This is a genomic window from Variovorax sp. LjRoot175, assembly GCF_964253805.1.
GTDB lineage: Bacteria > Pseudomonadota > Gammaproteobacteria > Burkholderiales > Burkholderiaceae_C > Variovorax.
Genome location: NZ_CAXURY020000003.1, coordinates 172743 through 192920, shown reverse-complemented (window position 1 = coordinate 192920; position 20178 = coordinate 172743). Strand labels below are relative to the sequence as shown.

At 68.7% G+C, this 20178-nt stretch carries 19 protein-coding genes; 11 read left to right on the top strand and 8 right to left on the bottom strand.

All coding sequences use genetic code 11. The features are described from left to right. Genes ACSQ89_RS38705 through ACSQ89_RS38695 form a run of 3 tightly spaced genes read left to right on the top strand, consistent with a single transcriptional unit; the run spans window position 1 to window position 3496 of the window. Window positions 1–1236 carry an SfnB family sulfur acquisition oxidoreductase gene (locus ACSQ89_RS38705; protein WP_436297449.1) on the top strand — a complete coding sequence of 412 codons (1236 nt, stop codon included), beginning with the start codon at window positions 1–3 and terminating at the stop codon, window positions 1234–1236. 31 nt (window positions 1237–1267) lie between these two features. Next, window positions 1268–2131 carry a MetQ/NlpA family ABC transporter substrate-binding protein gene (locus tag ACSQ89_RS38700; RefSeq protein ID WP_436297448.1) on the top strand — a complete coding sequence of 288 codons (864 nt, stop codon included), beginning with the start codon at window positions 1268–1270 and terminating at the stop codon, window positions 2129–2131. Between the two features lie 9 nt (window positions 2132–2140). Beyond that, window positions 2141–3496, top strand: a complete 1356-nt coding sequence (locus tag ACSQ89_RS38695; RefSeq protein ID WP_436297447.1) for an LLM class flavin-dependent oxidoreductase — start codon at window positions 2141–2143, stop codon at window positions 3494–3496. A gap of 42 nt (window positions 3497–3538) precedes the next feature. Here ACSQ89_RS38695 and ACSQ89_RS38690 read toward each other — a convergent pair whose 3' ends face one another. From ACSQ89_RS38690 to ACSQ89_RS38660, 7 genes are all read right to left on the bottom strand, one after another. Then, window positions 3539–4606 carry an ABC transporter ATP-binding protein gene (locus ACSQ89_RS38690; RefSeq protein WP_436297446.1) on the bottom strand — a complete coding sequence of 356 codons (1068 nt, stop codon included), beginning with the start codon at window positions 4604–4606 and terminating at the stop codon, window positions 3539–3541. A 26-nt stretch (window positions 4607–4632) separates the two neighbouring features. Beyond that, window positions 4633–5538, bottom strand: coding sequence for a carbohydrate ABC transporter permease (locus ACSQ89_RS38685; RefSeq protein WP_436297445.1), 906 nt, complete (start codon window positions 5536–5538; stop codon window positions 4633–4635). Beyond that, window positions 5525–6445, bottom strand: a complete 921-nt coding sequence (locus ACSQ89_RS38680) for a carbohydrate ABC transporter permease (protein ID WP_436297444.1) — start codon at window positions 6443–6445, stop codon at window positions 5525–5527. Before ACSQ89_RS38680 ends, ACSQ89_RS38685 begins: the two co-directional genes overlap by 14 nt. 10 nt (window positions 6446–6455) lie before the next feature. Continuing rightward, entirely contained in the window at window positions 6456–7811 is a 1356-nt protein-coding gene (locus tag ACSQ89_RS38675; RefSeq protein WP_436297443.1) for an ABC transporter substrate-binding protein, read from the bottom strand. Between the two features lie 13 nt (window positions 7812–7824). Further along, complete coding sequence (locus tag ACSQ89_RS38670; protein ID WP_436297442.1) at window positions 7825–8781, bottom strand: TauD/TfdA dioxygenase family protein; 957 nt, start codon at window positions 8779–8781, stop codon at window positions 7825–7827. Window positions 8782–8848: 67 nt separating this feature from the next. Continuing rightward, a complete protein-coding gene (locus tag ACSQ89_RS38665) occupies window positions 8849–9865 on the bottom strand; it encodes a CysB family HTH-type transcriptional regulator (RefSeq protein ID WP_436297441.1) in 1017 nt (338 codons plus the stop codon). 167 nt (window positions 9866–10032) lie between these two features. Further along, complete coding sequence (locus ACSQ89_RS38660) at window positions 10033–11364, bottom strand: LLM class flavin-dependent oxidoreductase (protein ID WP_436297440.1); 1332 nt, start codon at window positions 11362–11364, stop codon at window positions 10033–10035. 228 nt (window positions 11365–11592) lie between these two features. Here ACSQ89_RS38660 and ACSQ89_RS38655 point away from each other — a divergent pair, with 228 nt between their 5' ends. From ACSQ89_RS38655 to ACSQ89_RS38645, 3 genes are all read left to right on the top strand, one after another. Continuing rightward, window positions 11593–12027: a DoxX family protein gene (locus ACSQ89_RS38655; RefSeq protein WP_436297439.1), complete on the top strand. Its 435-nt coding sequence runs from the start codon at window positions 11593–11595 to the stop codon at window positions 12025–12027. A gap of 114 nt (window positions 12028–12141) precedes the next feature. After that, a complete protein-coding gene (locus ACSQ89_RS38650; RefSeq protein WP_436297438.1) occupies window positions 12142–12351 on the top strand; it encodes a hypothetical protein in 210 nt (69 codons plus the stop codon). A gap of 23 nt (window positions 12352–12374) precedes the next feature. After that, entirely contained in the window at window positions 12375–13670 is a 1296-nt protein-coding gene (locus tag ACSQ89_RS38645; RefSeq protein ID WP_436297437.1) for an O-acetylhomoserine aminocarboxypropyltransferase/cysteine synthase family protein, read from the top strand. Window positions 13671–13689: 19 nt separating this feature from the next. On the opposite strand, the gene panE is transcribed toward ACSQ89_RS38645, so the two are convergent. After that, window positions 13690–14649 carry a 2-dehydropantoate 2-reductase gene (gene panE, locus ACSQ89_RS38640; RefSeq protein WP_436297436.1) on the bottom strand — a complete coding sequence of 320 codons (960 nt, stop codon included), beginning with the start codon at window positions 14647–14649 and terminating at the stop codon, window positions 13690–13692. 227 nt (window positions 14650–14876) lie between these two features. On the opposite strand from panE, the gene ACSQ89_RS38635 reads away from it, so the two are divergent. The 5 genes from ACSQ89_RS38635 to ACSQ89_RS38615 are packed head-to-tail and all read left to right on the top strand — an operon-like array spanning window position 14877 to window position 20159. Further along, window positions 14877–16043, top strand: a complete 1167-nt coding sequence (locus tag ACSQ89_RS38635) for an ABC transporter substrate-binding protein (protein ID WP_436297435.1) — start codon at window positions 14877–14879, stop codon at window positions 16041–16043. Between the two features lie 22 nt (window positions 16044–16065). Beyond that, window positions 16066–17901 carry an ABC transporter permease gene (locus ACSQ89_RS38630; RefSeq protein ID WP_436297434.1) on the top strand — a complete coding sequence of 612 codons (1836 nt, stop codon included), beginning with the start codon at window positions 16066–16068 and terminating at the stop codon, window positions 17899–17901. Window positions 17902–17924: 23 nt separating this feature from the next. Beyond that, window positions 17925–18491 carry an OsmC family protein gene (locus tag ACSQ89_RS38625; protein ID WP_436297433.1) on the top strand — a complete coding sequence of 189 codons (567 nt, stop codon included), beginning with the start codon at window positions 17925–17927 and terminating at the stop codon, window positions 18489–18491. Continuing rightward, window positions 18475–19317 (top strand): ABC transporter ATP-binding protein, encoded by an 843-nt coding sequence (locus ACSQ89_RS38620; protein ID WP_436297432.1) that lies wholly within the window; start codon window positions 18475–18477, stop codon window positions 19315–19317. The genes ACSQ89_RS38625 and ACSQ89_RS38620 overlap by 17 nt, the downstream gene beginning before the upstream one ends. Then, on the top strand, window positions 19314–20159 hold the full coding sequence (locus ACSQ89_RS38615; RefSeq protein WP_436297431.1) for an ABC transporter ATP-binding protein: 846 nt from the start codon (window positions 19314–19316) through the stop codon (window positions 20157–20159). Before ACSQ89_RS38620 ends, ACSQ89_RS38615 begins: the two co-directional genes overlap by 4 nt. The last annotated feature ends 19 nt before the right edge of the window (window positions 20160–20178 follow it).

Here is a 20178-nt window from a genome sequence, read left to right as displayed (position 1 = left end):
ATGGCCCTGATCCTTTCTCCTGCGCCGTTGGAGGCCGCGATCCCAACACGCACACCCGAGCTGATCCACGACGACGCCCAAGCCATCGCCGTCGCGTGCCGCCTGGCGGCCGACTTCGCCCGCGGGGCCGCCCTGCGCGACCGCGAGCGCCGCCTGCCCTGGGACGAGCTCGAGGCCTTCACGGCCAGCGGCCTGTGGGGCATCACCGTGCCGCGCGAACACGGCGGCGCGGGCGTGTCGAACGAAACGCTGGCCGAGGTGGTGGCGACCATCTCGGCGGCCGACGGATCGCTCGGCCAGATCCCGCAGAACCACTACTACGCGCTCGAGGTGCTGCGCGTGGGCGGCAGCGCGGCGCAGCAGCGCTTCTTCTACGGCCGCGTGCTGGCCGGCGAGCGCTTCGGCAACGCGCTCGCCGAGATCGGGCACAAGGACTTCCAGCGCCGCACGCGGCTCGCGCGCGACGGCGAGGCCTGGCGCGTCGACGGCCGCAAGTTCTATTGCACCGGCGCGCTCTATGCGCACTGGATTCCCACGCTGGTGATGACCGAGGAGGGCGGCCGCGACGTGAGCTACCTGGCCTTCGTGCCGCGCGATGCCGAAGGCGTCGCCATCACGGACGACTGGGACGGTTTCGGCCAGCGCGTCACCGGCAGCGGGTCGGTCTCGTTCGACGGCGTGCGCGTCGAAGCGCAATGGGTGGTTCCTTTTCTCGCCTCCTTCGAGCGGCCCACGACTATCGGCCCGTTTGCACAGATCCTCCACGCAGCGATCGACCTGGGCATCGGCCGCGGCGCCTTCGAGGCCACCCTGCCTTTCGTGCGCGAGCGTTCGCGGCCGTGGATCGACGCCAAGGTCGAGCGTGCCAGCGAGGACCCGCTCGCCATCCAGCAGGTCGGCGAAGTGGCGGTGCGCCTGCGCGCGGCCGAGGCGCTGGTGCGGCGCGCCGGGCGCATCGTCGACGCGGCACAGCGCGCGCCCGACGAGCGCAGCGTGGCCGAGGCCTCCATCGCGGTGGCCGAGGCACGCGTGCGCACCACCACCGCTTCGCTCGACGCCGCCACGCGCCTCTTCGAGCTCGCGGGCACGGCCGCCACGCTCGACGACCTGGGCCTGGATCGCTTCTGGCGCAACGCGCGCACGCACACGCTGCACGATCCGGTGCGCTGGAAATACCACGCCGTTGGCAACTACTACCTCAACGACCGCCTACCGCCGCGGCACGGGGCGTTGTGAGTTGCAGTCATTTCATCTTCAAGGAGTCCTGATGACCATTTCCAACCTGGCGCGATCGGCATCCGTTTCGCGCCGCCGCATGCTGCAGATCGGTTCGGCCGGCGCGCTCGCCGCCGCGGGCCTGCCGTTGCATGCCGCGCTCAAGGAGCAGCCCGGCACGACGAAAGTGCTCAAGGTCGGCGTCACCACCGGCCCGCACGAGCAGACCTTCGAGGTCGCCAAGCGCGTGGCCGAGCGCGACTATGGCCTCAAGATCCAGATCGTGCCCTTCACCGACTACAGCCGGCCCAATGCCGCGCTCGATGCCGGCGACCTGGACGCCAACAGCTTCCAGCACCGGCCCTTTCTTGCGGCGCAGGTGCGCTCGCGCGGCTACAAGGTCGTCGGCTTCGGCCGCACCTGGATCGGGCCGATTGCAATCTACTCCCGGAAGTACAAGAGTTTCAAGGACCTGCCCGAAGGCGCGAGCATTGCGATCCCCAACGATCCGTCCAACGAGAGCCGGGTGCTGTTGCTGCTGCAGAAGGCCGGCGCCATCAAGCTCAAGAGCGGCATCGACCCGATCGCGGGCGTCAACGCCACGCCGCGCGACATCATCGAGAACCCCCGGAAGTTCCGCTTCGTCGAGATCGAGGCCGCCCAGTTGCCGCGCACGCTCGACGACACGGATGCCTCGGCCGTCAACGCCGACTATGCCAACAAGGCCGGCCTCAACCCCGTGCGCGACGGCATCCTGGTCGAGGACAAGGACGGCCCCTATGCCTGCCTGATCGCGGTGCGCGAACAGGACAAGGACCAGCCCTGGGTGCGGCAGCTGGTCAAGGCCTATCAGACCGAGGAGGTGCGCGATTTCATCGTCAAGACTTTCGCGGGCGGCGTGGTGCCGGCCTTCTGATCGCAGCCCATGACCCGAAAGAAAGAGATTCTGCTCAACGCGTTCAACATGAACTGCGTGGGCCACATCAACCATGGCCTGTGGACCCATCCGCGCGACCGCTCCACAGAGTACAACACGCTCGAGCACTGGACCGGCATCGCGCGCACGCTGGAGCGCGGCCTGTTCGACGGCTTGTTCATCGCCGACATCGTGGGCGTCTACGACGTCTATCAGCGCAACGTGGACGTGACGCTGCGCGAATCGATCCAGCTGCCGGTGAACGATCCGCTGCTGCTGGTCTCCGCCATGGCGGCGGCGACGCAGCACCTGGGCTTCGGCGTGACGGTCAACCTGAGCTACGAGCAGCCCTACCTCTTGGCGCGGCGCTTCTCGACGCTGGACCATCTGACACGCGGGCGCATCGGCTGGAACATCGTCACCGGCTATCTCGACAGCGCCGCGCGCGCGATGGGCCTTTCGGAGCAGATCGCGCACGACGAGCGCTACGACCGTGCCGACGAGTACCTGGAGCTGCTCTACAAGCTGTGGGAAGGCAGCTGGGAGGAGGGCGCGGTGCGGCGCGACCGGCAGGCCCGCGTGTTCGCCGAGCCTTCGAAGGTGCACAAAGTGCGCCACGACGGCCGCTATTTCCGGATGGAGGGCTACCACCTGGCCGAACCGTCGCCGCAGCGCACGCCGGTGCTGTTCCAGGCCGGCAGCTCGGGCCGCGGCCAGCGCTTCGCCGGGCGGCATGCCGAGTGCGTCTTCATCTCGCCGCCGAACAAGGCGTCCGCGCGCAAGAGCGTGGATTCGCTGCGCGAACAACTGGTGCGTTCCGGCCGGCGGGCGGACGACGTGAAGGTGTTCGTCGGCACCGCGGTGGTGACGGGCCGCACCGAGAAGGAAGCACGCGAGAAGTACGAAGACTACAAGCGCTACGCCAGCCGCGAAGCAGGCCTCGCACATTTCGCGGCCAGCACCGGCGTGGACTACGCGCGCTACGACCTCGACGAGCCGATCGCCTACGGCCAGACGAACGCGATCGAGTCGGCGGCGCGCACCGCCGAGCAGCACGGCTGGACCCGCCGACAGTTGCTGGAACTCTTCGAGCTCGGCGGGCGCTACCCGGCGATCGTGGGCGATGCCGCGCACGTGGCCGACGAACTGCAATCGTGGATCGACGAAACCGGGGTGGACGGCTTCAACCTGAGCCGCACGGTCGTGCCGGAGAGCTACGAGGACTTCGTCGACCTGATCGTGCCGGAGCTTCAGCAACGCGGCGTCTACAAGACCTCGTACGCGCAGGGCAGTCTGCGCAGGAAGCTCTTCGGCGCGTCCGACCACCTGCCCGAGCGCCACGCCGGCGCGCAGTTCAGGCGCTAGCCGCGCGCTGCGGATCTCTCGTCGGAGAAAAGCTTCCTCGCCTCAGTTGAGGCGCTCGCCGCCTGCTGCATCGAACAGGTGCGCCTCGGCCGCCACCGGCCACAGCGCCAGCCGGTCGCCGGGCCGCGCACCGATGCGGTCGCGAAACGCTGCCATGACCGATTGGCCGCCCAGGCGCAGCGCGACCTGCGTTTCGGCGCCCGTGGGCTCGACCACGATCACGTCGGCCGAAAGCCCTCGGCCCGGATCGATCGTGAAATGTTCCGGGCGCGCGCCATAGAGCACGCGGTCGCCGTGCGAGCCGCGTGCCGCCGAGGCCAGCGGCAGGCGCAGGCCGTCGTCGGTCAGCACGTAGGGTGCGCCGTCGAGCTGCAGGCGCCCGGGGATGAAGTTCATCGCGGGCGAGCCGATGAAGCCCGCCACGAAGGCGTTGCGCGGCCGGTCGTAGAGCTCGAGCGGCGCGCCGACCTGTTCGACGCGTCCGTCCTTCAGCACGACGATGCGGTCGGCCATGGTCATCGCCTCGACCTGGTCGTGCGTGACGTAGACCGTGGTGGTGCCCAGGCGCTGGTGCAGGGCCTTGATCTCGGTGCGCATCTGCACACGCAGTTTGGCGTCGAGGTTCGACAAGGGTTCGTCGAACAGGAAGGCCTGCGGCTGCCGCACGATGGCGCGCCCCATCGCGACGCGCTGGCGCTGGCCGCCCGAGAGCTGTCGCGGGCGGCGCCGCAGCAGCTGGTCCAGGCCCAGCGTCTCGGCCGCCTGCTCGACGCGGCGCGCGATGTCGGGGGCGCGCAGTCCCTGGATCTTCAGGCCGAAGCCGAGGTTCTCCTCGACCGTCATGTGCGGATAGAGCGCGTAGTTCTGGAACACCATCGCGACGTCGCGGTCGCGCGGCGCCACGTCGTTGATGCGCCGATCGCCGAGCAGGAGCTCGCCGGCGTCGACGGTTTCCAGCCCGGCGATCATGCGCAGCAGCGTGGACTTGCCGCAGCCCGACGGGCCCACCAGCGCGACGAACTCGCCGTCGCGGATGTCGATGTCGATGCCGCGGATGACGTGCGTGGCGCCGAAATCCTTGGCGAGGCTGCGGATGGTGATGGAAGCCATGAAGGTCCTGGAAGAGGGGAAGGCGGTCAGTCCTTGACGCTGCCGGCCGTGAGGCCGCGCACGAGGTACTTTCGAACGAGCACGGTGAACACGACCACCGGAAACATCACGAGGGTTCCGCTGGCGGCGATCTTGGTCCACTCCCAGCCTTCGTACTGCAGGAAGTTGACGATCGCCACCGGCGCGGTGATGGCGTTGGTGCGGGTCAGGATGAGCGCGTAGAAGAAGTCGTTCCACGAGAAGATGAAGCACAGCACCGCGGTGGCCGCGAGGCCGGGCGCGGTGAGCGGGAGCGACACGCGCCAGAAGGCCTGCCAGATGCCGCAACCGTCCATCCAGGCCGCTTCTTCGAGCGATGCGGGCACCGCCTCGAAGAAGGTCTGCATGAGCCAGATGACGATGGCCAGGTTGAAGGTCAGGTAGACGATGGCCAGGCCGATCACCGTGTCCTGCAGGCCGAGGTACTGGTAGGCCAGGAAGAACGGGATCGTGAATGCGATGGGCGGCGCCATGCGCGTCACCAGGATCCACAGCGCGATGCGGTCGCGGCCCTTGAACTGCCAGCGCGTGAGCGCATAGGCCGCGGGCACGCCGATCAGCAGCGAGAAGCCGGTCGACAGCGTGCTCACGAGCAGGCTGTTGCCGAAGGACTTGAGGAAGTTGCCTTGCAGCAGGCTGATGAATCCGTCGAAGGTCGGCGTGAACAGCAGGCTGTCCTCGAAGATGTCGGCCACCGGGCGGAAGGCCAGCTGCACAAGCCACAGGAAGGGCGAGAGCACGACCAGCAGCAGCACCGCCACCGTGAGCGCTCGGCCATGGCGGGAGAGCCACGAGCGACGCGTGGGCGCGGCGCGCGCGACGTCCTGGACGACGCCTTCGTCGTGCCCGACTTCCGGCGACTCCATCCCCCATGCAGGGCTAGCGCTTGTCATGGTCGCTCCATCCCAGTCTGCCGACCAGCCAGCTCAGCACGAACACGCCCACCAGCATCACGGTCGCGATCGCGCTCGCGTAACCCCAGTAGGAGAAATTGAAGGCCTGGATGAAGCCATAGTAGTTGGTGACCTCGGTCACGCTGCCCGGTCCGCCGTTGGTCAGCACGTAGATCAGCGGAAAGGCCTTGAAGCTGTCGATGAGCCGGAACAGCGCGCACACGACGAGCACAGGCCGGATGTAGGGGAACACGATGTAGCGGAACAGCTGCCAGCGGCTCGCGCCTTCCAGCGTCGCGGCTTCGAGCGGATCGTCGGGGATCATCTGCAGCGTCGCGAGCACCATCAGCATCGTGAAGGGGAACCACTGCCAGGTGTCGGCCAGCGAGATCGCCCACAGCGCGGTGTCGGGGTTGGCGATCAGCGAGCGCACCGGCAGGCCGATCGCCTCGAGCGTGCGGTGGATCGGACTCACGTCGGGCGTGTACATGATCTTCCAGATCAGCGCGACCACGATCGGCGGCAGCACCATCGGAATCAGGAACACCGTGCGCGCGCCTTCGAGCACGCGCGACTTGCCGTTCAGCAGCAGCGCGAGGCCGAGGCCGACACCGAGCTGCAGCGCGACGCTGGAGGCCGAGAGCTTGAGCTGCACCGCGATCGACGCCAGGAAGCGGTCGTCGTGCAGCAGCTGCTGGTAGTTGATCAGCGGATCGTCGAAGCGAAAGGTGCCGGACGGGTCCGTGAGCTGCAGCGGCGTGAAGCTCGCCACCAGCAGCGCGGCGGCCGGCACCAGCGTGATCAGCAGCAGAACGGCCAGCGAGGGCGTCAGGCCCAGCAGGAATGCGCGGCGCCGCTCGTTCTGCCAGCCGGTTCGCCAGCCGCTTTCGGAAATTGCATGTGCCACGCCCTCGTCCTCAGAGCTTGGCGCCTGCGCGCTTGAGCTCCGCGATCGAGTTGGCCTGCGCCTGCTGGAAGGCCTGCTTCGCCGACAACTGGCCGCTCGCGATCAGCTCGATCGCCTTGTTCAGCTGCTGGTCGATCTGTGGGTAGACCGACACCGTGCGGTACTTCATGTGCCCGCTCTTGGCGGCGAGTTCGATCGAGTCGAGCGAGAGCTTCGCCAGGTCGCTGCCGTTGATCACCTGCTTGCTGCGGAACGCCGCGGAGTCGATGTCCGAGCGGCGCGCCGGCGAACCGTAGCCGGCCGCCACGGCCTTGCCGGTGATCTGCTTGCTGAGCGCCCACTGGATGAAGGCCCAGGCGGCTTCCTTCTGCCTGGAGCCGACCGGAATGCCGAGCCCATGGACGGCGGTGCCCGGGAAGCGCCCGGCCGGTCCCTTGGGCACCAGGCCGAACTTGACGGTCTTGATCGTCTTGCTGGTCGCGGGGTCGCCGAGCTGCGCCAGGTGAAGCTGGCCCGCGTCCGTGAAATTGACCCGGCCGAGCTTGAGCGCCTGGGTCACCTGATCGGGCTGGTAGGTGATCGCGCCGTCGGGCCCGAACTCCTTCAGCAGGTTGGCGTAGTACTCGCCCGCGGCGATGGCTTCGGGCGTATCGAGCGTCGGGAACAGATCGTCGGGCGCCTTGCGGAACACATCGCCGCCGAAGGCGTGCAGGTAGGGCACGAAGGTCCAGCCGTAGTGGTTGTCGGCGACGAAGCCGGCCACGCGCTCCTTCTTGTTGACCGCGCGCAGCACCTTGACGAGGTCGTCGGTGGTGTCGGGAAAAGCGAGCCCGGCCTTCTCGACCAGGTCGAAGCGCGAGGACGCGGTCAGCAGCGCCTCCGCCGTCCAGGGGATGCCGTAGAGCTTGCCGTCGCGGCCGGTCTCCGGCGCGCGGGCACCTGGCAGGAAGTCGTTGACGTCCCAATCGGCGGGCGTCAGGTTGGGGTTCTTGATGTAGTCGTCGAGCGGCGTCAGCCAGCCCGAATTGATCCAGCGGCTCGAATAGATGAAGGTGACGTTGACCACGTCGTAGGCCGAGCCCTTGGTCGAGAGCTCGAGGTCGGCGCGCTGGTTGTAGACCGGAAAGGAGGGCGCATCGAAGTTCACCTTGGCGCCGGTGAGCGCCTCGAACTCGGGCAGCCACTGATGCAGCAGCTTCGGATAGGCGGCGCTGAAGGTCGAGACGTTGAGCGTCAGGCCGGCGAATTTCTTCGCACCGGCTTGCGCCGCCGCGAGGCCGGGGAGCAGGGCGGTCGCGCCGAGTGCGGCACCGGCCTGCAGCAGGCCGCGGCGTTGGCGGTCGTGGGCAGAGAGTTCGTGTGTCATGGGAGGGCTCGGTTCAAGCGGTGGCGGAAATGACTTCGTCGATGCGCGCGTCGTTGGTCGCCTCGGGCCGGCTGCGGGTGCGACTGCGCTGGCCGTCCAGCGCCACCGCAGGTTCGCCGTGCACGGTCACGCGTCGCACCAGGCGCGATTGCTTGCCGTAGTCGTTGATCGCGAAATGCTGCGTCGCGCGGTTGTCCCAGATCGCCACGTCGTCCTGCTGCCAGCTCCAGCGCACGGTGTTCTCCAGCCGCGTCACGTGGTTCTGCAGCAGCTCGAAAATGCGCGCCGACTCGGTGCTCGACAGGCCGACGAGCTTCTTGACGAAATGGCCCAGCAGCAGCGCTCGCTCGCCCGAGATCGGATGAACGTGCACCACCGGATGCTCGGCCTCGTAGACGGCGGAGACGAAGACGTTGCGGTGATGGCGCAGGCGTTCTTCCTCGACCTGCACGCGGTCGGCGCCGTAGTCGTAGTCGTTGCTGTGCACGGCCCAGAGCGTGTCGGCCAGCTGCTTCAGCTGGGTCGGCAGGCGCTCGTAGGCCATGGCCGTGTTGGCCCACACGGTGTCGCCGCCGTAGGCCGGAATGGTCACGCCGCGCAGGATCGAGATCTTCGGGAACGCATCGACAAAGGTCACGTCCGTATGCCACGAATCGGCCCGGCCACCGCCCTTGGACGCATCGAGCTCGAACAGCTTCGTGCCCTGCGGCGAGGGAACCGTCGGATGGGCCACCGTGCGGCCGAAGCGCGCACCGAAGGCCTGGTGCTCGCGGTCGTCCAGATGCTTCTGACCGCGGAAGAACAGCACCTTGTGCTTGACCAGTGCCGCGTTGAGTTGCTCGATCACCTCGGCCGGCAGATCGCCGCCGAGCCGGATGTCCTGCACCTCGCCGCCGATGTGGCCGGCAACGCGCCGGATGCGTAGGTCGCCGATGCTGGTGTCGATGGATGAAGGGGTGTCGTCGCTCATCGGGGGATCTCCTTGGGATGGGAAAGTCGTGAATCGCATGCGTCGAACCGCCGTCGGGGCGGTCGACTCAATGCTGGGCCGACGGCGCGCCGCCGGCGCCCGGCGCATGCGCGAGCAGTTGGGCCAGCGCCGCCTGGCTCAGGGGTTCGCTCTCCTCCTCGGCCGCGCCGCTGCCGAGGGCTTCCTCGACCACGGGACGCGCGAGGGTCGGCGCGAAGGCCTCGATGAAGGCGTAGACGAAGGCGCGCAGGTAGACGCCGCGCCGGACCGCGAGCTTCGTCAGGTTGATGCCGAAGAGATGACCCGCATCGACCGCGCGCAACCGGGTGTCGCGCTCGGCCTCGAACGCCACGCCCGCGACGATGCCCACGCCCATGCCGAGTTCGACATAGGTCTTGATCACGTCGGCGTCCATCGCGGTGATCGCGAAGTCGGGCTTGAGGCCGGCTTCGGCGAACGCCTGGTCGATGCGCGTGCGGCCGGTGAAGGCGCTGTCGTAGGTCACGAGCGCGTAGGCGGCCAGGCGCTCGATCGTCAGCGGGCCGTCGAGCAGCGGGTGGCCTGGCAGCGCGATCAGCGAGTGGGTCCAGCGGAAGCAGGGCAGCGCCACGAGCTGGGGGTAGTCGCCGAGCGCCTCCGTCGCGATGCCGACATCGGCCTCGCCGTCGAGCAGCATCTGCGCGATCTGCTTGGGCGAGCCCTGGCGCAGATGCAGCTGGACGTTGGGGAAGCGGCCGCGAAACTCCTGCACCGCCATCGGCAATGCGTAGCGTGCCTGCGAGTGCGTCGCGGCGATGGAGAGCAGGCCTTGCTCCTGCGCGAGGAATTCCTGTCCGGCCTGCCGCAGGTTCTGGCTCTCGAGCAACACGCGTTCGATGATCGGCAGCAGGTGATCGCCCGGCGCCGTCAGACCGGTGAGCCGCTTGCCGGCGCGCGCGAACAGCGCGATGCCGAGTTCGTCTTCCAGCTCACGGATCTGGCGGCTGACGCCCGGCTGTGAGGTATGCAGCGCATGGGCCGCCTCGGTGAGATTGAAGCCGCATCGCACGGCTTCGCGCACGGAGCGCAACTGTTGGAAATTCATGGAGCCCAGACGAGAAAGCAGTGCCGATTGGCACTCGGCGGCCGATTCTGCGGGCGTGTCTTCAGATCGCGAACTACCGATTCGTTGCTTTCAAATAAGGGAAAGATCTGAGTCTCGCGCGGCTCGCATATTCGCTTTTCAGATATCGATGCGACCGAATCGTGGGTTCATCGCGCCGGGAAGAACCGGTTGGCCGGGCGCGGAAGGCCGAGGTTGTCGCGCAGCGTCGTGCCTTCGTACTCGCGCCGGAAGATGCCGCGCCGCTGCAGCTCCGGAACGACCTTGTCGACGAAGGCATCGAGTCCGCCCGGCAGCCATGGAAACATGATGTTGAAGCCGTCCGAGCCTTCGGACTCGAGCCACTCCTGCATCTGGTCGGCGATGGTCTGCGCGGTGCCGACGAAGGCCAGTCCGCCGTAGCCGCCCAGGCGCTGCGCGAGCTGGCGCACCGTGAAGCCTTCGCGCTCGGCCAGGGCGATCACGCGCTGCTGGCTGCTCTTGCTGGCATTCGTTTCGGGCACCGCGGGCAGCGGCGCATCGGGGTCGAACTTCGAGGCATCGACGCCGAGCGCGATGGAGAGCGAGGCAATGGCGCTTTCGTAGTGCACGAGGCTGTCGAGCCTGGCGCGGATCGCGCGCGCCTCCTCCACCGTATCGCCCACCACCACGAAGGCGGCCGGCAGGATCTTGAGGTGATCGCGCTCGCGGCCCAGCGCGGCGAGGCGGCCCTTCACGTCGGCATAGAAGCTGCGGCCTTCGGCCAGCGTGCCGTGCGCAGCGAAGATCACTTCGGCCGTCTCGGCCGCGAGCTGCCGCCCCGGCTCCGACGCGCCGGCCTGCACGATCACGGGCCAGCCTTGCACCGGCCGCGCGATGTGCAGCGGGCCGCGCACCGACAGATAGGTCCCCTTGTGGTCGAGCGTGTGCAGCTTCGCCGGATCGAAGTAGAGGCCGCTCGCGGCGTCGCGCACGAAGGCATCGTCGGCCCAGCTGTCCCACAGGCCGGTCACGACGTCGTAGAACTCGCGTGCCCGGGCGTAGCGCTCGTCGTGCGGCATGTGGTCCTCGCGCCCGAAGTTGAGGGCGGCGTCCGGGTTGGACGTGGTGACGACGTTCCAGCCCGCGCGCCCCTGGCTCAGGTGGTCCAGCGAGGCGAAGCGGCGCGCGATGTGGAAGGGCTCGTCGAAGGTCGTCGATGCGGTGGCCACGAGGCCGATGTGCTCGGTCGCCTGGCTCAGCGCCGAAAGCAGCGTGAAGGGCTCGAAGGACGTCACGGTGTGGCTGCGCTGGAGCGCCTCGATCGGCATGTTGAGCACGGCCAGGTGATCGGCCATGAAGAAGGCGTCGAAGCGCGCGCGCTCCAGCGTCTGCGCGAAGCGCTTGAGGTGCGCGAAGTTGAAGTTGGCGTCGGCGAAGGCGCCGGGGTAGCGCCAGGCACCCGTGTGGATGCTGACGGGGCGCATGAAGGCGCCCAGCTTGAGTTGGCGAGTCGTCGGCATGGACCTCCTTGTACGCGAGCGCCGATCACCTTGCCAAAGACCGATTGTTTCGATGCTTATGACACGGCCGTCCGAGCGGTGCGCGTCGCTGCGGACCCAACGGAAACCGCATCTGCAAACTCGCATTCATTCGTAGGGAAGCGCATGCCGCATCCGCAGAATCCGCCAGATCGCCGCTGCGAGTTTCGCGGCCCTTTCCCTTCACCCCACTACGTCGATAGGCTCTTCATGGCATTCCGCAATCCCGAACTCCTGGCGCCGCGCGCGCTCTCCGTGCTGCGCATCGTCTCCGCCTTCCTGCTGATCCAGCACGGATCGGCCAAGCTGCTGGGCTTTCCTCACGTGGCCTATTTCGACAACCTCCAGATCGTGTCCTTGCTCGGCGTCGCCGGTGTGCTGGAGCTGGTCGGGGGTGCGCTGCTGTTGATCGGTCTTTTCACGCGCCCGACGGCATTCGTTCTCTCGGGCCTGCTGGCCTTCGCCTACTTTCTCGGCCACGCGACCAAGGGTTATGTGCTCGCGCCTTCCCTGAACCAGGGCGAGGCGGCGGTGCTCTTCTCGTTCGTGTTCCTCTACATCGCCGCTGCCGGCGCCGGTCCGTGGAGCGTCGATGCGCGCCGCGCGAAGGCCGCCACGACGACACCGCTGCCCGCTGCGGCATGAAGCACCACCGAAGTTCGCACCCTCCATGACCCTCACCGATCTTCCCCGCCGGCGACTGCTCAAGACCGCCGCAGCCGCTGCCATCGACGCGGCCGCGGCCGCGGCCAGCATCGCATGACCCTGGCGCTCGCGCCCCCCCGCACGGCCGGACCCACGCCTGCGGAGAACGCCCGCCGCGTGCTCGCGCAGACGGCGTCCGTCTGGCGCATCGCGCCGGCCTCGCCGCGCGAGGTGGCGCGCCGCGCACCGCACGGCTACGTACCGGTCCGCGTCCTGCGGCGCAACCGCGCGGCCGCCGTGGCCTCCCTCGCGCATTCCTGGTGACACCTTCTCGGACAACAACAACCATGTCGAACAACTGGAAATTTGAAACCCTGTCGGTGCATGCCGGCTACTCGCCCGAACCCACGACCCGCGCCGTCGCGCCGCCGATCTACCAGACCGTGGCCTACGCCTTCGACAGCGCGCAGCACGGCGCCGACCTGTTCGACCTCAAGGTGCCCGGCAACATCTACAGCCGTATCAACAACCCGACGCAGGACGTGCTGGAGCAGCGCGTGGCAGCGCTCGAAGGCGGCATCGCCGCGCTCGCCGTGGCCTCGGGGCAGGCGGCGGTCACCTATGCGATCCAGACCATCGCCGAGGCCGGCGACAACATCGTCTCGAGCACGGCGCTCTACGGCGGCACCTACAATCTGTTCGCGCACACGCTGCCGCAGTTCGGCATCACGACGCGCTTTGCCGATCACCGCGATCCGCTGAGCTTCGAGAAGCTGATCGACGACCGGACCAAGGCCGTGTTCGTCGAGTCGCTCGGCAACCCGGCCGGCAACGTCACCGACATCGCGGCCATCGCCGAGATCGCGCACCGCCACGGCGTGCCGCTGATCGTCGACAACACCGTGCCTTCGCCGTACCTGAGCCGCCCGATCGAGCACGGCGCCGACATCGTCGTGCACTCGCTCACCAAGTACCTCGGCGGCCACGGCACCAGCATCGGCGGCGCGATCGTCGACTCGGGCAAGTTCCCCTGGGCCGATAACAAGCAGCGCTTCCGGCGCCTGAACGAACCCGACGTGAGCTACCACGGCGTGGTCTATACCGAAGCGCTGGGCCCGGCGGCCTACATCGGCCGTGCGCGCGTGGTGCCGCTGCGCAACACGGGCGCGGCAATCTCGCCCTTCAACGCCTTCCTGATCCTGCAGGGCATCGAGACCCTGGCGCTGCGCGTCGATCGCATCAGCGACAACGCGCTGGCTGTCGCCCGGCACCTGCAGACGAGCAAGGCGGTGAAGTGGGTCAACTACGCCGGCCTCGAGGAGCACCCGGACCATGCGCTGGCGAAGAAGTACCTGGGCGGCAAGGCCAGCGGCGTGCTGACCTTCGGCCTCGACAGCAAGGGAGGCGACGCGCGCGCCGCAGGTGCGCGCTTCCTCGATGCGCTGAAGCTCTTCACGCGGCTCGTGAACATCGGCGACGTGCGCTCGCTCGCCACGCATCCCGCGTCGACCACGCACCGGCAGCTGTCTCCCGAGGAACTGGCGCGGGCCGGCGTTTCGGAAGACACGGTGCGCCTGTCGGTCGGGATCGAGCACATCGACGACCTGCTCGCCGATCTGGACCAGGCGCTGGGCGCGGTCTGAGCACGCGCGCTGCCGCCACTCAGGCGGCCAGCAGTTCGCCGGCGCGCGGCACGCCGCATTCGCGTGCGCGCCGCGCCTCGTAGCTCCTCAGGTTTGCGTACGCCACCGGCAGCAGCACCGTGTCGGCGGTCGACCAGCGCCCGCGGCGCAGCAGGTCGCCGAGGATGTGGTCGGCCTCGGTCGGCGCGCCGCGCTCGATGTCCTTGGCCATCGACGCGGTGATCGGTGAGCCTGCCGTGGTGAGCGTCGCGCGGCCGCGCTGGATCGCCGCGGGACTCGGGGCGAATCCGTTGTGCGCGGCGATGCGCGCGCATTCGGCGAAGAGGTCGAGTGCGAGCTGCTGCGCGCCGGCCTCCACGATGTCGCCGACGCTCGCGCGCATGAGCGTGGTGATGCCGGCGAGCGCGGCGATGAGCGCCCATTTCTCCCACATCGCCTGCAGGATGGATTCGCTCGGGTGGCCGTCGAAATTGGCGCGTGCGAAGGCTTGCGCGATGGCATCGACGCGCGCCGAGCGCCCGCCGTCGAGCTCGCCGAAGACCAGCGTGTGGTCCTGCCCCAGGTGCAGCACGGCCCCATCGGCGGCCAGCGTCGCGGAGATCATGCCGAGGCCGCCGAGCACGCGCCGGCGGCCGAAGCGCTCGCTCAGGCGGTCGATGTGGCGCAGGCCGTTCAGGAGCGGCAGCACGACGGTGTCGGGGCCGACGGCCGGCGCGAACGCGGCGAGGGTCTCGTCCAGGTCATAGGCCTTGCAGCCGACGATCACAACGTCGAAGGGCGCCTTGATCCGGTGGGCGAGTACGCTGGGCGGCGAGGGCAGGTGCAGGTCGCCCGCCGGGCTGCGGATCGACAGCCCGGTGGCGGCGAGCTGCGCCGCGCGCGCGGGCCGCAGCAGGAAGGTCACGTCCTCGCCGGCCGCGAGCAAGCGGCCGCCGAAGTAGCCGCCCAGGGCGCCGGCGCCCACCACGAGAAATCTCATGCCCAGTCCTTTCGGTTCGGTTTTCCGTGTCGATGCTGCCGCAGGCGCGGTGGCGTTGGAAGGAACGAAAACGTGCATCGATATGCGCGAGGGTGGGTCGAATCGTGCCGGCCGCACCGGCGTGGCGATATTCGGAATGCGAGCAAGCGTGTGCCTTTTTCTTCGTTTGCAAGCCGCGCGCACGCCTCAAGAATCGTGGGCTTCCCGTCTCGCTGGAGCGCACGCACATGCTGCATCGTCAAACTTTTCTTCGCCTCGCCGCTGCAGCCCTGCTGCTGGCGCCTGCACTTTCCATCGCCGCACCGGCCGCGGGCGAGCCCGTCTGGTTCGGCGTGAGCGGCCCGCTCACCGGCCAGAATGCCCAGTACGGCGCGCAGTGGAAGGCCGGCTTCGACCTCGCGCTCGACGACATCAACGCCAACGGCGGCATCCACGGCAGGCCGCTCGCCTATGTCTTCGAGGACAGCCAGAGCGACCCGCGCCAATCTGTCGGCCTGGCGCAGAAGTTCGTCAACGACAAGCGCATCAAGATCGAGCTCGGCGACTTCTCCAGCCCGGCCTCGATGGCGGCGTCTCCGATCTACCAGCGCGCCGGTCTGGTGCAACTCGGCTTCACGAATTCGCACCCCGACTTCACCAAGGGCGGCGACTTCATCTGGAGCCCGTCGATCAGCCAGGCCGATGCGCAGCCGCTGCTGGCCGACCTCGCGGTCAAGACGCTCGGCTTCAAGCGCGTTGCCGTGCTCTACCTCAACACCGATTGGGGCCGTACCAGCCGCGACGTGTTCGTGAAGGCGGCCGAGGCACGCGGCGCGCAGGTCGCGATCACCGAGGGCTACCAGCCGGACGAGAAGGATTTCCGCTCGACGCTGGTGCGCGTGCGCGACGCGAATCCCGACGGCGTGGTGCTGATCTCCTACTACCCCGACGGCGCGCTGATCGCGGGCCAGGTGCGCAACGTCGGCCTCAGGCAGCCGATCGCAGCGAGCGGCTCGGTCTACTCGCCGAAGTTCATCGAGCTCGGGGGCGCCGCGGTGAACGGCATCCACACCAACACGTCCTTCTTTCCCGACGAGCCACGGGCGGAAGTGCAGGACTTCGTCAAGCGCTTCCGCGCCAAGTACGGCAAGGAGCCGGACGCATTCAACGCCTATGCCTACGACGCGGTCGTCTATGCCGCTGCCGCGCTGCGCCACGCGGGACCCAACGGCGACCGCAAGGCCGTGCGCGATGCGTTCTACAAGATCAAGGACATCCCGAGCGTGGTCTTCGGCAAGGCCAACTTCGATGCCGACACGCGGCGCGTGATCGGGGTGAAGAGCGTCGACCTGGTGGTGAAGGACGGCAAGTGGGCGCTCGGCGACGGGAAGCCCGCCGTGGTCTCGGCGCGCTGAGCGCACGGCCCTCGGCTGCGGCATGAACTTCTCGTTCACCTCCTTCTTCGACTACACGGTCAACGGCCTGATCATCGGCAACATCTATGCGTTGCTGGCGGTCGGGCTGGCGCTGATCTTCGGCGTCTCGCACCTCATCAATTTCGCGCACGGCTCGGTCTACACGGTGGGGGCGTACATCGGCTGGGCCTCCATCACCTGGCTGCGCACGCCGCTGCCGATCACCATCCTGCTCGTGGTGCTCGGCGCCGGGGCGCTGGGCATGCTGATCGAGCGCGTGGGCCTGCGCCCGCTGCAGGGCGCGGCGCGCATCGCGCCGCTCCTGGCGACCATCGGCATCAGCTTCGTGCTCGACATCCTGGTGCAGCTCGTCTTCAGTCCCGACCCGCGCGCACTGCCGACGCAGCTGCCCGACTGGCGGCTCACGATCGGCAGCGGCACCATCGGCGCGCTCGACCTGCTGATCGCCGGCATCGGTCTCGCGACCGCGGCGGTGCTCTTCGGCTTCCTGCGCTTCACCAAGCTCGGCTGGGCGGTGCGCGCCACGGCGCAGGACCGCGACGCCGCGCAGCAGATGGGCGTCGACGTGAACCGCGTGAACCAGGCGGTGTTCGCGATCGCGTCGGCCCTCGGCGGTCTCTCGGGCCTGCTGGTGGGCATGTACTACAACAACATCAGCCCGGCGATGAGCTTCCAGGCCACGCTCAAGGGCGTGGTCGCGACCGTGGTGGGCGGCGTCGGCAACGTGCCGGGCGCGATCGTCGGCAGTCTGCTGCTCGGCCTGATCGAGAGCTACGGCGTCGCGTTGCTGGGAACGCCCTACCGCAATCTCTTCGCCTTCGCGCTGCTGCTGGTCATCCTGGTGTGGAAACCCAACGGCCTTTTCGGCCGCAAGCGCGCGCTGCCGCCCGAGCCGCTCACCGGCACCTTTATCGCGCCGAGCAAGCCCTGGCACGTCCCGCGCGGGGTGCTGGCCGCGCTCTTCGTGGCCGCGGCGGCGCTGCCACTCTTCGACCCCTCGCCCTACGTGCTGCAGACGCTCACCAACTCCTGGCTCTACGCCGCGCTGGCACTGAGCCTCACGCTGGTGGCGGGCACCATCGGCCAGATCTCGCTGGGCCACGCCGGGCTGCTCGCGATCGGTGCCTACGCATCGTCGCTGCTCGTGCTCGACCTGCACCTGCCGGTGGGTACCGGCATCGTGCTCGCGGGCCTGCTGACCTCGGTGATCGGCGCCGCGCTGATCTTCCCGGCCTTCCGGCTTCGCGGGCACTACGTGTCGATTGCGACGCTGGGCATCGGCGAGATCGTGGCGCTCACCATCCTCAACTGGGAGAGCCTCACGCGCGGTCCGATCGGCGTGTCCGGCATTCCGCCGCTGTCGCTCTTCGGGCGCGACGCGTCGTCGAACAATGTCTTCTACTGGGCCTCGTTCGGCGCGATGGTGCTGCTGGCCCTGCTGCAGTGGCGCCTGTTGCGCTCGCACCTGGGACGCACCTTCCGCGCGGTGCGCGAGGACGAGGTGGCCGCGCGGGCCTACGGCGTGAGCCCGGACCGCTACAAGGCAATGGCCTTCGGCTTCGGCGGCTTCGCGGCCGGCGTGAGCGGCGCCTTCACCGCGCATCTCTATTCGTACATCAATCACGAGACCTTCACCTCGCAGATATCCATCCTCGCGCTGACGATGGTGATTCTCGGCGGCCTCGGGAACATCAGCGGCGCGCTGCTCGGCGCGGTGGCGCTGGTGAGCCTGCCCGAGCTGTTCCGCGTGACGGCGGAGTATCGGATGCTGATCTACGGCGTCGCGCTGCTGCTCTTGATCCGGTTCCGGCCGCAGGGGCTGCTGGGCACCGTTTGAACGACTTCACAAGGACACACACCATGAGCCACCTCAACGACTACCTTGCAGAGAAGCGCGCGGCCGTGCTGGCGCGCAACGCCGCCATCGACGCCGGGACGGCGCAGCCGCTACAGCTGAGGGCGCACGTGCGCGCCGAGGGCCGCAGCGGCGTGCGGCGGCTGCGCATCCGCGACCACCAGGTGATCAGCGACAGCCCACCGGACTTCGCGGGCTACAACCTGGGCCCCAGCTCGCCCGAGCTGCAGCTCGGCGTGCTGGGCACCTGCGTCACGCACATCTTCCTGATCCAGGCGGCCGAGCGGCAGGTGTCGCTGGACAGCCTCGAAGTCGAGGTGACCGGGCTCATCGATCCGCGCGGCGGCCGGCCCGGCCACGAGGCGACGCCGATCTGGCCGCACGAGATCGGCTACACGGTGCACATCGACTCGCCGGCCTCGCAGGCCGACATCGACGCGCTCTTCGAGGCGGTCGAGCGCAACTGCCCGATCCTCAACCTGCTGCGCAATCCGCAAAACATCCGCGCCGAGGTGAAGCGGGTCGGCAAGAAGTCCTCGCCCGCGAAGGAAGCCGATGCCGTCGCTGCTTGAAGTCGGCGGCCTCACGCGGCGCTTCGGCGGGCTCACCGCGGTCGATGCGGTCGACCTGCGTGTGGAGGAGGGCGAGCTGGTCAGCGTGATCGGCCCCAACGGCGCGGGCAAGACCACGCTCTTCAACCTCGTCACCGGGCTCGACCAGCCGGACGCGGGCCGGGTGCTTTTCGAGGGCGACGACATCACCGGCTGGCCCGCGCAGAAACTCGCGCAGCGCGGCCTCGCGCGCACCTTCCAGCACGGCCGCGTGTTTGCCAACCTCACGGTGCTCGACAACGTGCTGGTCGGCGCGCACACGCGGCTGCGCGCGGTCAAGCCGCGCATGGGCGGCGTGCCGGGCCTGCCGGCGCTGGCCGAGCTGGCGCTCGCGCTGGTGCAGCCGCCCTCGGTGCGGTGCGAAGAAGAACGCCTGCGCGCCGAGGCGCTCGCGATCGTCGCGCTCTTCGGCGAGCGGCTTCTGCCTCGCATCGACCACCCGGCCCACAGCCTCTCATACGCGAACCGGCGTCGCGTCGAGATTGCGCGGGCGCTCGCGCTGAAGCCGCGGCTCTTGCTGCTCGACGAGCCGACCGCCGGCATGAACGAAAGCGAGACGGCCGAGATGCTGGAAATCATCCGCACGCTCAAGGCGCGCGGCCAAACCATCCTGCTGATCGAGCACAAGCTCGACCTCGTGATGCAGCTTTCCGACCGCGTGGTGGTGCTCGACGACGGCCGCAAGATCGCCGAGGGCCTGCCGGACGCGGTGCGCAACGACCCGGCCGTGATCGAGGCCTACCTGGGCCATCGCCAGGTGGGCGAGCGGGCCGCGGTGGCGGCATGATCACCACGGTCGCACGAACGGGGCTTCCGCCCACGCCGCTCTGGCACGAGGGCGGGGACGATGCGCGGCCCGAACGTTCCGTCGCGCCTGTTCAGCGGGCGGGCGAGCAACCCTTGCTCGAACTCCGGAAGATCAACAGCTTCTACGGCCCGGTCCAGGCGCACTTCGACCTCGACCTCGAAGTGCGCCGCGGCCAGATCGTGAGCCTGCTTGGCGGCAACGCGAGCGGCAAGTCGACCACGATGAAGGTGGTGCTGGGCCTGCTCAAGCCGCGCTCGGGCGAAGTGCGCTTCGACGGCGAATCCCTGCTCGGCCTCGGCACGCCGCAGGTTATCCGGCGCGGCATCGGCTCGGTGCCCGAGGCGCGGCGGCTCTTTCCCGCGATGACGGTGCGCGAGAACTTGCTGATGGGCGCGTACGCGCGCAACGACCGCAAGGCGGTCGCCGAAGACCTCGCACGCATGCTCGACCTGTTCCCGCGCGTGGCCGAACGCATCGAGTTCCAGGCCGGCACGCTTTCGGGCGGCGAGCAGCAGATGGTGGCGATGGCGCGCGCGCTGATGGGCCGGCCGAAGCTGCTGTGCATGGATGAGCCGACCATGGGCCTGTCGCCGCTCTACGTCGACCGTGTGCTCGAACTCATCGCGCAGATCAACCGGCAGGGCGTCTCGGTCTTCATGGTCGAGCAGAACGCCAGCCTCGCGCTGCAGATCGCGCACCACGGCTACGTGCTGCAGACCGGCCGCATCGTGCTGAGCGGCCCGGCCGCGCGGCTCCTGGCCGACGCGCGCATCCGCGACGCCTACCTCGGCGGCGGCGAGGCCGCGCGCACCGCATCCTGAAAAAAGACCGAACCAACAC

Excerpts from the sequence above, each read along its gene's own strand:
- ACSQ89_RS38705 (WP_436297449.1), top strand. The coding sequence starts at position 1 with ATGGCCCTGATCCTTTCTCCTGCGCCGTTGGAGGCCGCGATCCCAACA.
- ACSQ89_RS38700 (WP_436297448.1), top strand. The coding sequence starts at position 1,268 with ATGACCATTTCCAACCTGGCGCGATCGGCATCCGTTTCGCGCCGCCGC.
- ACSQ89_RS38695 (WP_436297447.1), top strand. The coding sequence starts at position 2,141 with ATGACCCGAAAGAAAGAGATTCTGCTCAACGCGTTCAACATGAACTGC.
- ACSQ89_RS38690 (WP_436297446.1), bottom strand. The coding sequence starts at position 4,606 with ATGGCTTCCATCACCATCCGCAGCCTCGCCAAGGATTTCGGCGCCACG.
- ACSQ89_RS38685 (WP_436297445.1), bottom strand. The coding sequence starts at position 5,538 with ATGACAAGCGCTAGCCCTGCATGGGGGATGGAGTCGCCGGAAGTCGGG.
- ACSQ89_RS38675 (WP_436297443.1), bottom strand. The coding sequence starts at position 7,811 with ATGACACACGAACTCTCTGCCCACGACCGCCAACGCCGCGGCCTGCTG.
- ACSQ89_RS38670 (WP_436297442.1), bottom strand. The coding sequence starts at position 8,781 with ATGAGCGACGACACCCCTTCATCCATCGACACCAGCATCGGCGACCTA.
- ACSQ89_RS38665 (WP_436297441.1), bottom strand. The coding sequence starts at position 9,865 with ATGAATTTCCAACAGTTGCGCTCCGTGCGCGAAGCCGTGCGATGCGGC.
- ACSQ89_RS38660 (WP_436297440.1), bottom strand. The coding sequence starts at position 11,364 with ATGCCGACGACTCGCCAACTCAAGCTGGGCGCCTTCATGCGCCCCGTC.
- ACSQ89_RS38655 (WP_436297439.1), top strand. The coding sequence starts at position 11,593 with ATGGCATTCCGCAATCCCGAACTCCTGGCGCCGCGCGCGCTCTCCGTG.
- ACSQ89_RS38650 (WP_436297438.1), top strand. The coding sequence starts at position 12,142 with ATGACCCTGGCGCTCGCGCCCCCCCGCACGGCCGGACCCACGCCTGCG.
- ACSQ89_RS38645 (WP_436297437.1), top strand. The coding sequence starts at position 12,375 with ATGTCGAACAACTGGAAATTTGAAACCCTGTCGGTGCATGCCGGCTAC.
- panE (WP_436297436.1), bottom strand. The coding sequence starts at position 14,649 with ATGAGATTTCTCGTGGTGGGCGCCGGCGCCCTGGGCGGCTACTTCGGC.
- ACSQ89_RS38635 (WP_436297435.1), top strand. The coding sequence starts at position 14,877 with ATGCTGCATCGTCAAACTTTTCTTCGCCTCGCCGCTGCAGCCCTGCTG.
- ACSQ89_RS38630 (WP_436297434.1), top strand. The coding sequence starts at position 16,066 with ATGAACTTCTCGTTCACCTCCTTCTTCGACTACACGGTCAACGGCCTG.
- ACSQ89_RS38625 (WP_436297433.1), top strand. The coding sequence starts at position 17,925 with ATGAGCCACCTCAACGACTACCTTGCAGAGAAGCGCGCGGCCGTGCTG.
- ACSQ89_RS38620 (WP_436297432.1), top strand. The coding sequence starts at position 18,475 with ATGCCGTCGCTGCTTGAAGTCGGCGGCCTCACGCGGCGCTTCGGCGGG.
- ACSQ89_RS38615 (WP_436297431.1), top strand. The coding sequence starts at position 19,314 with ATGATCACCACGGTCGCACGAACGGGGCTTCCGCCCACGCCGCTCTGG.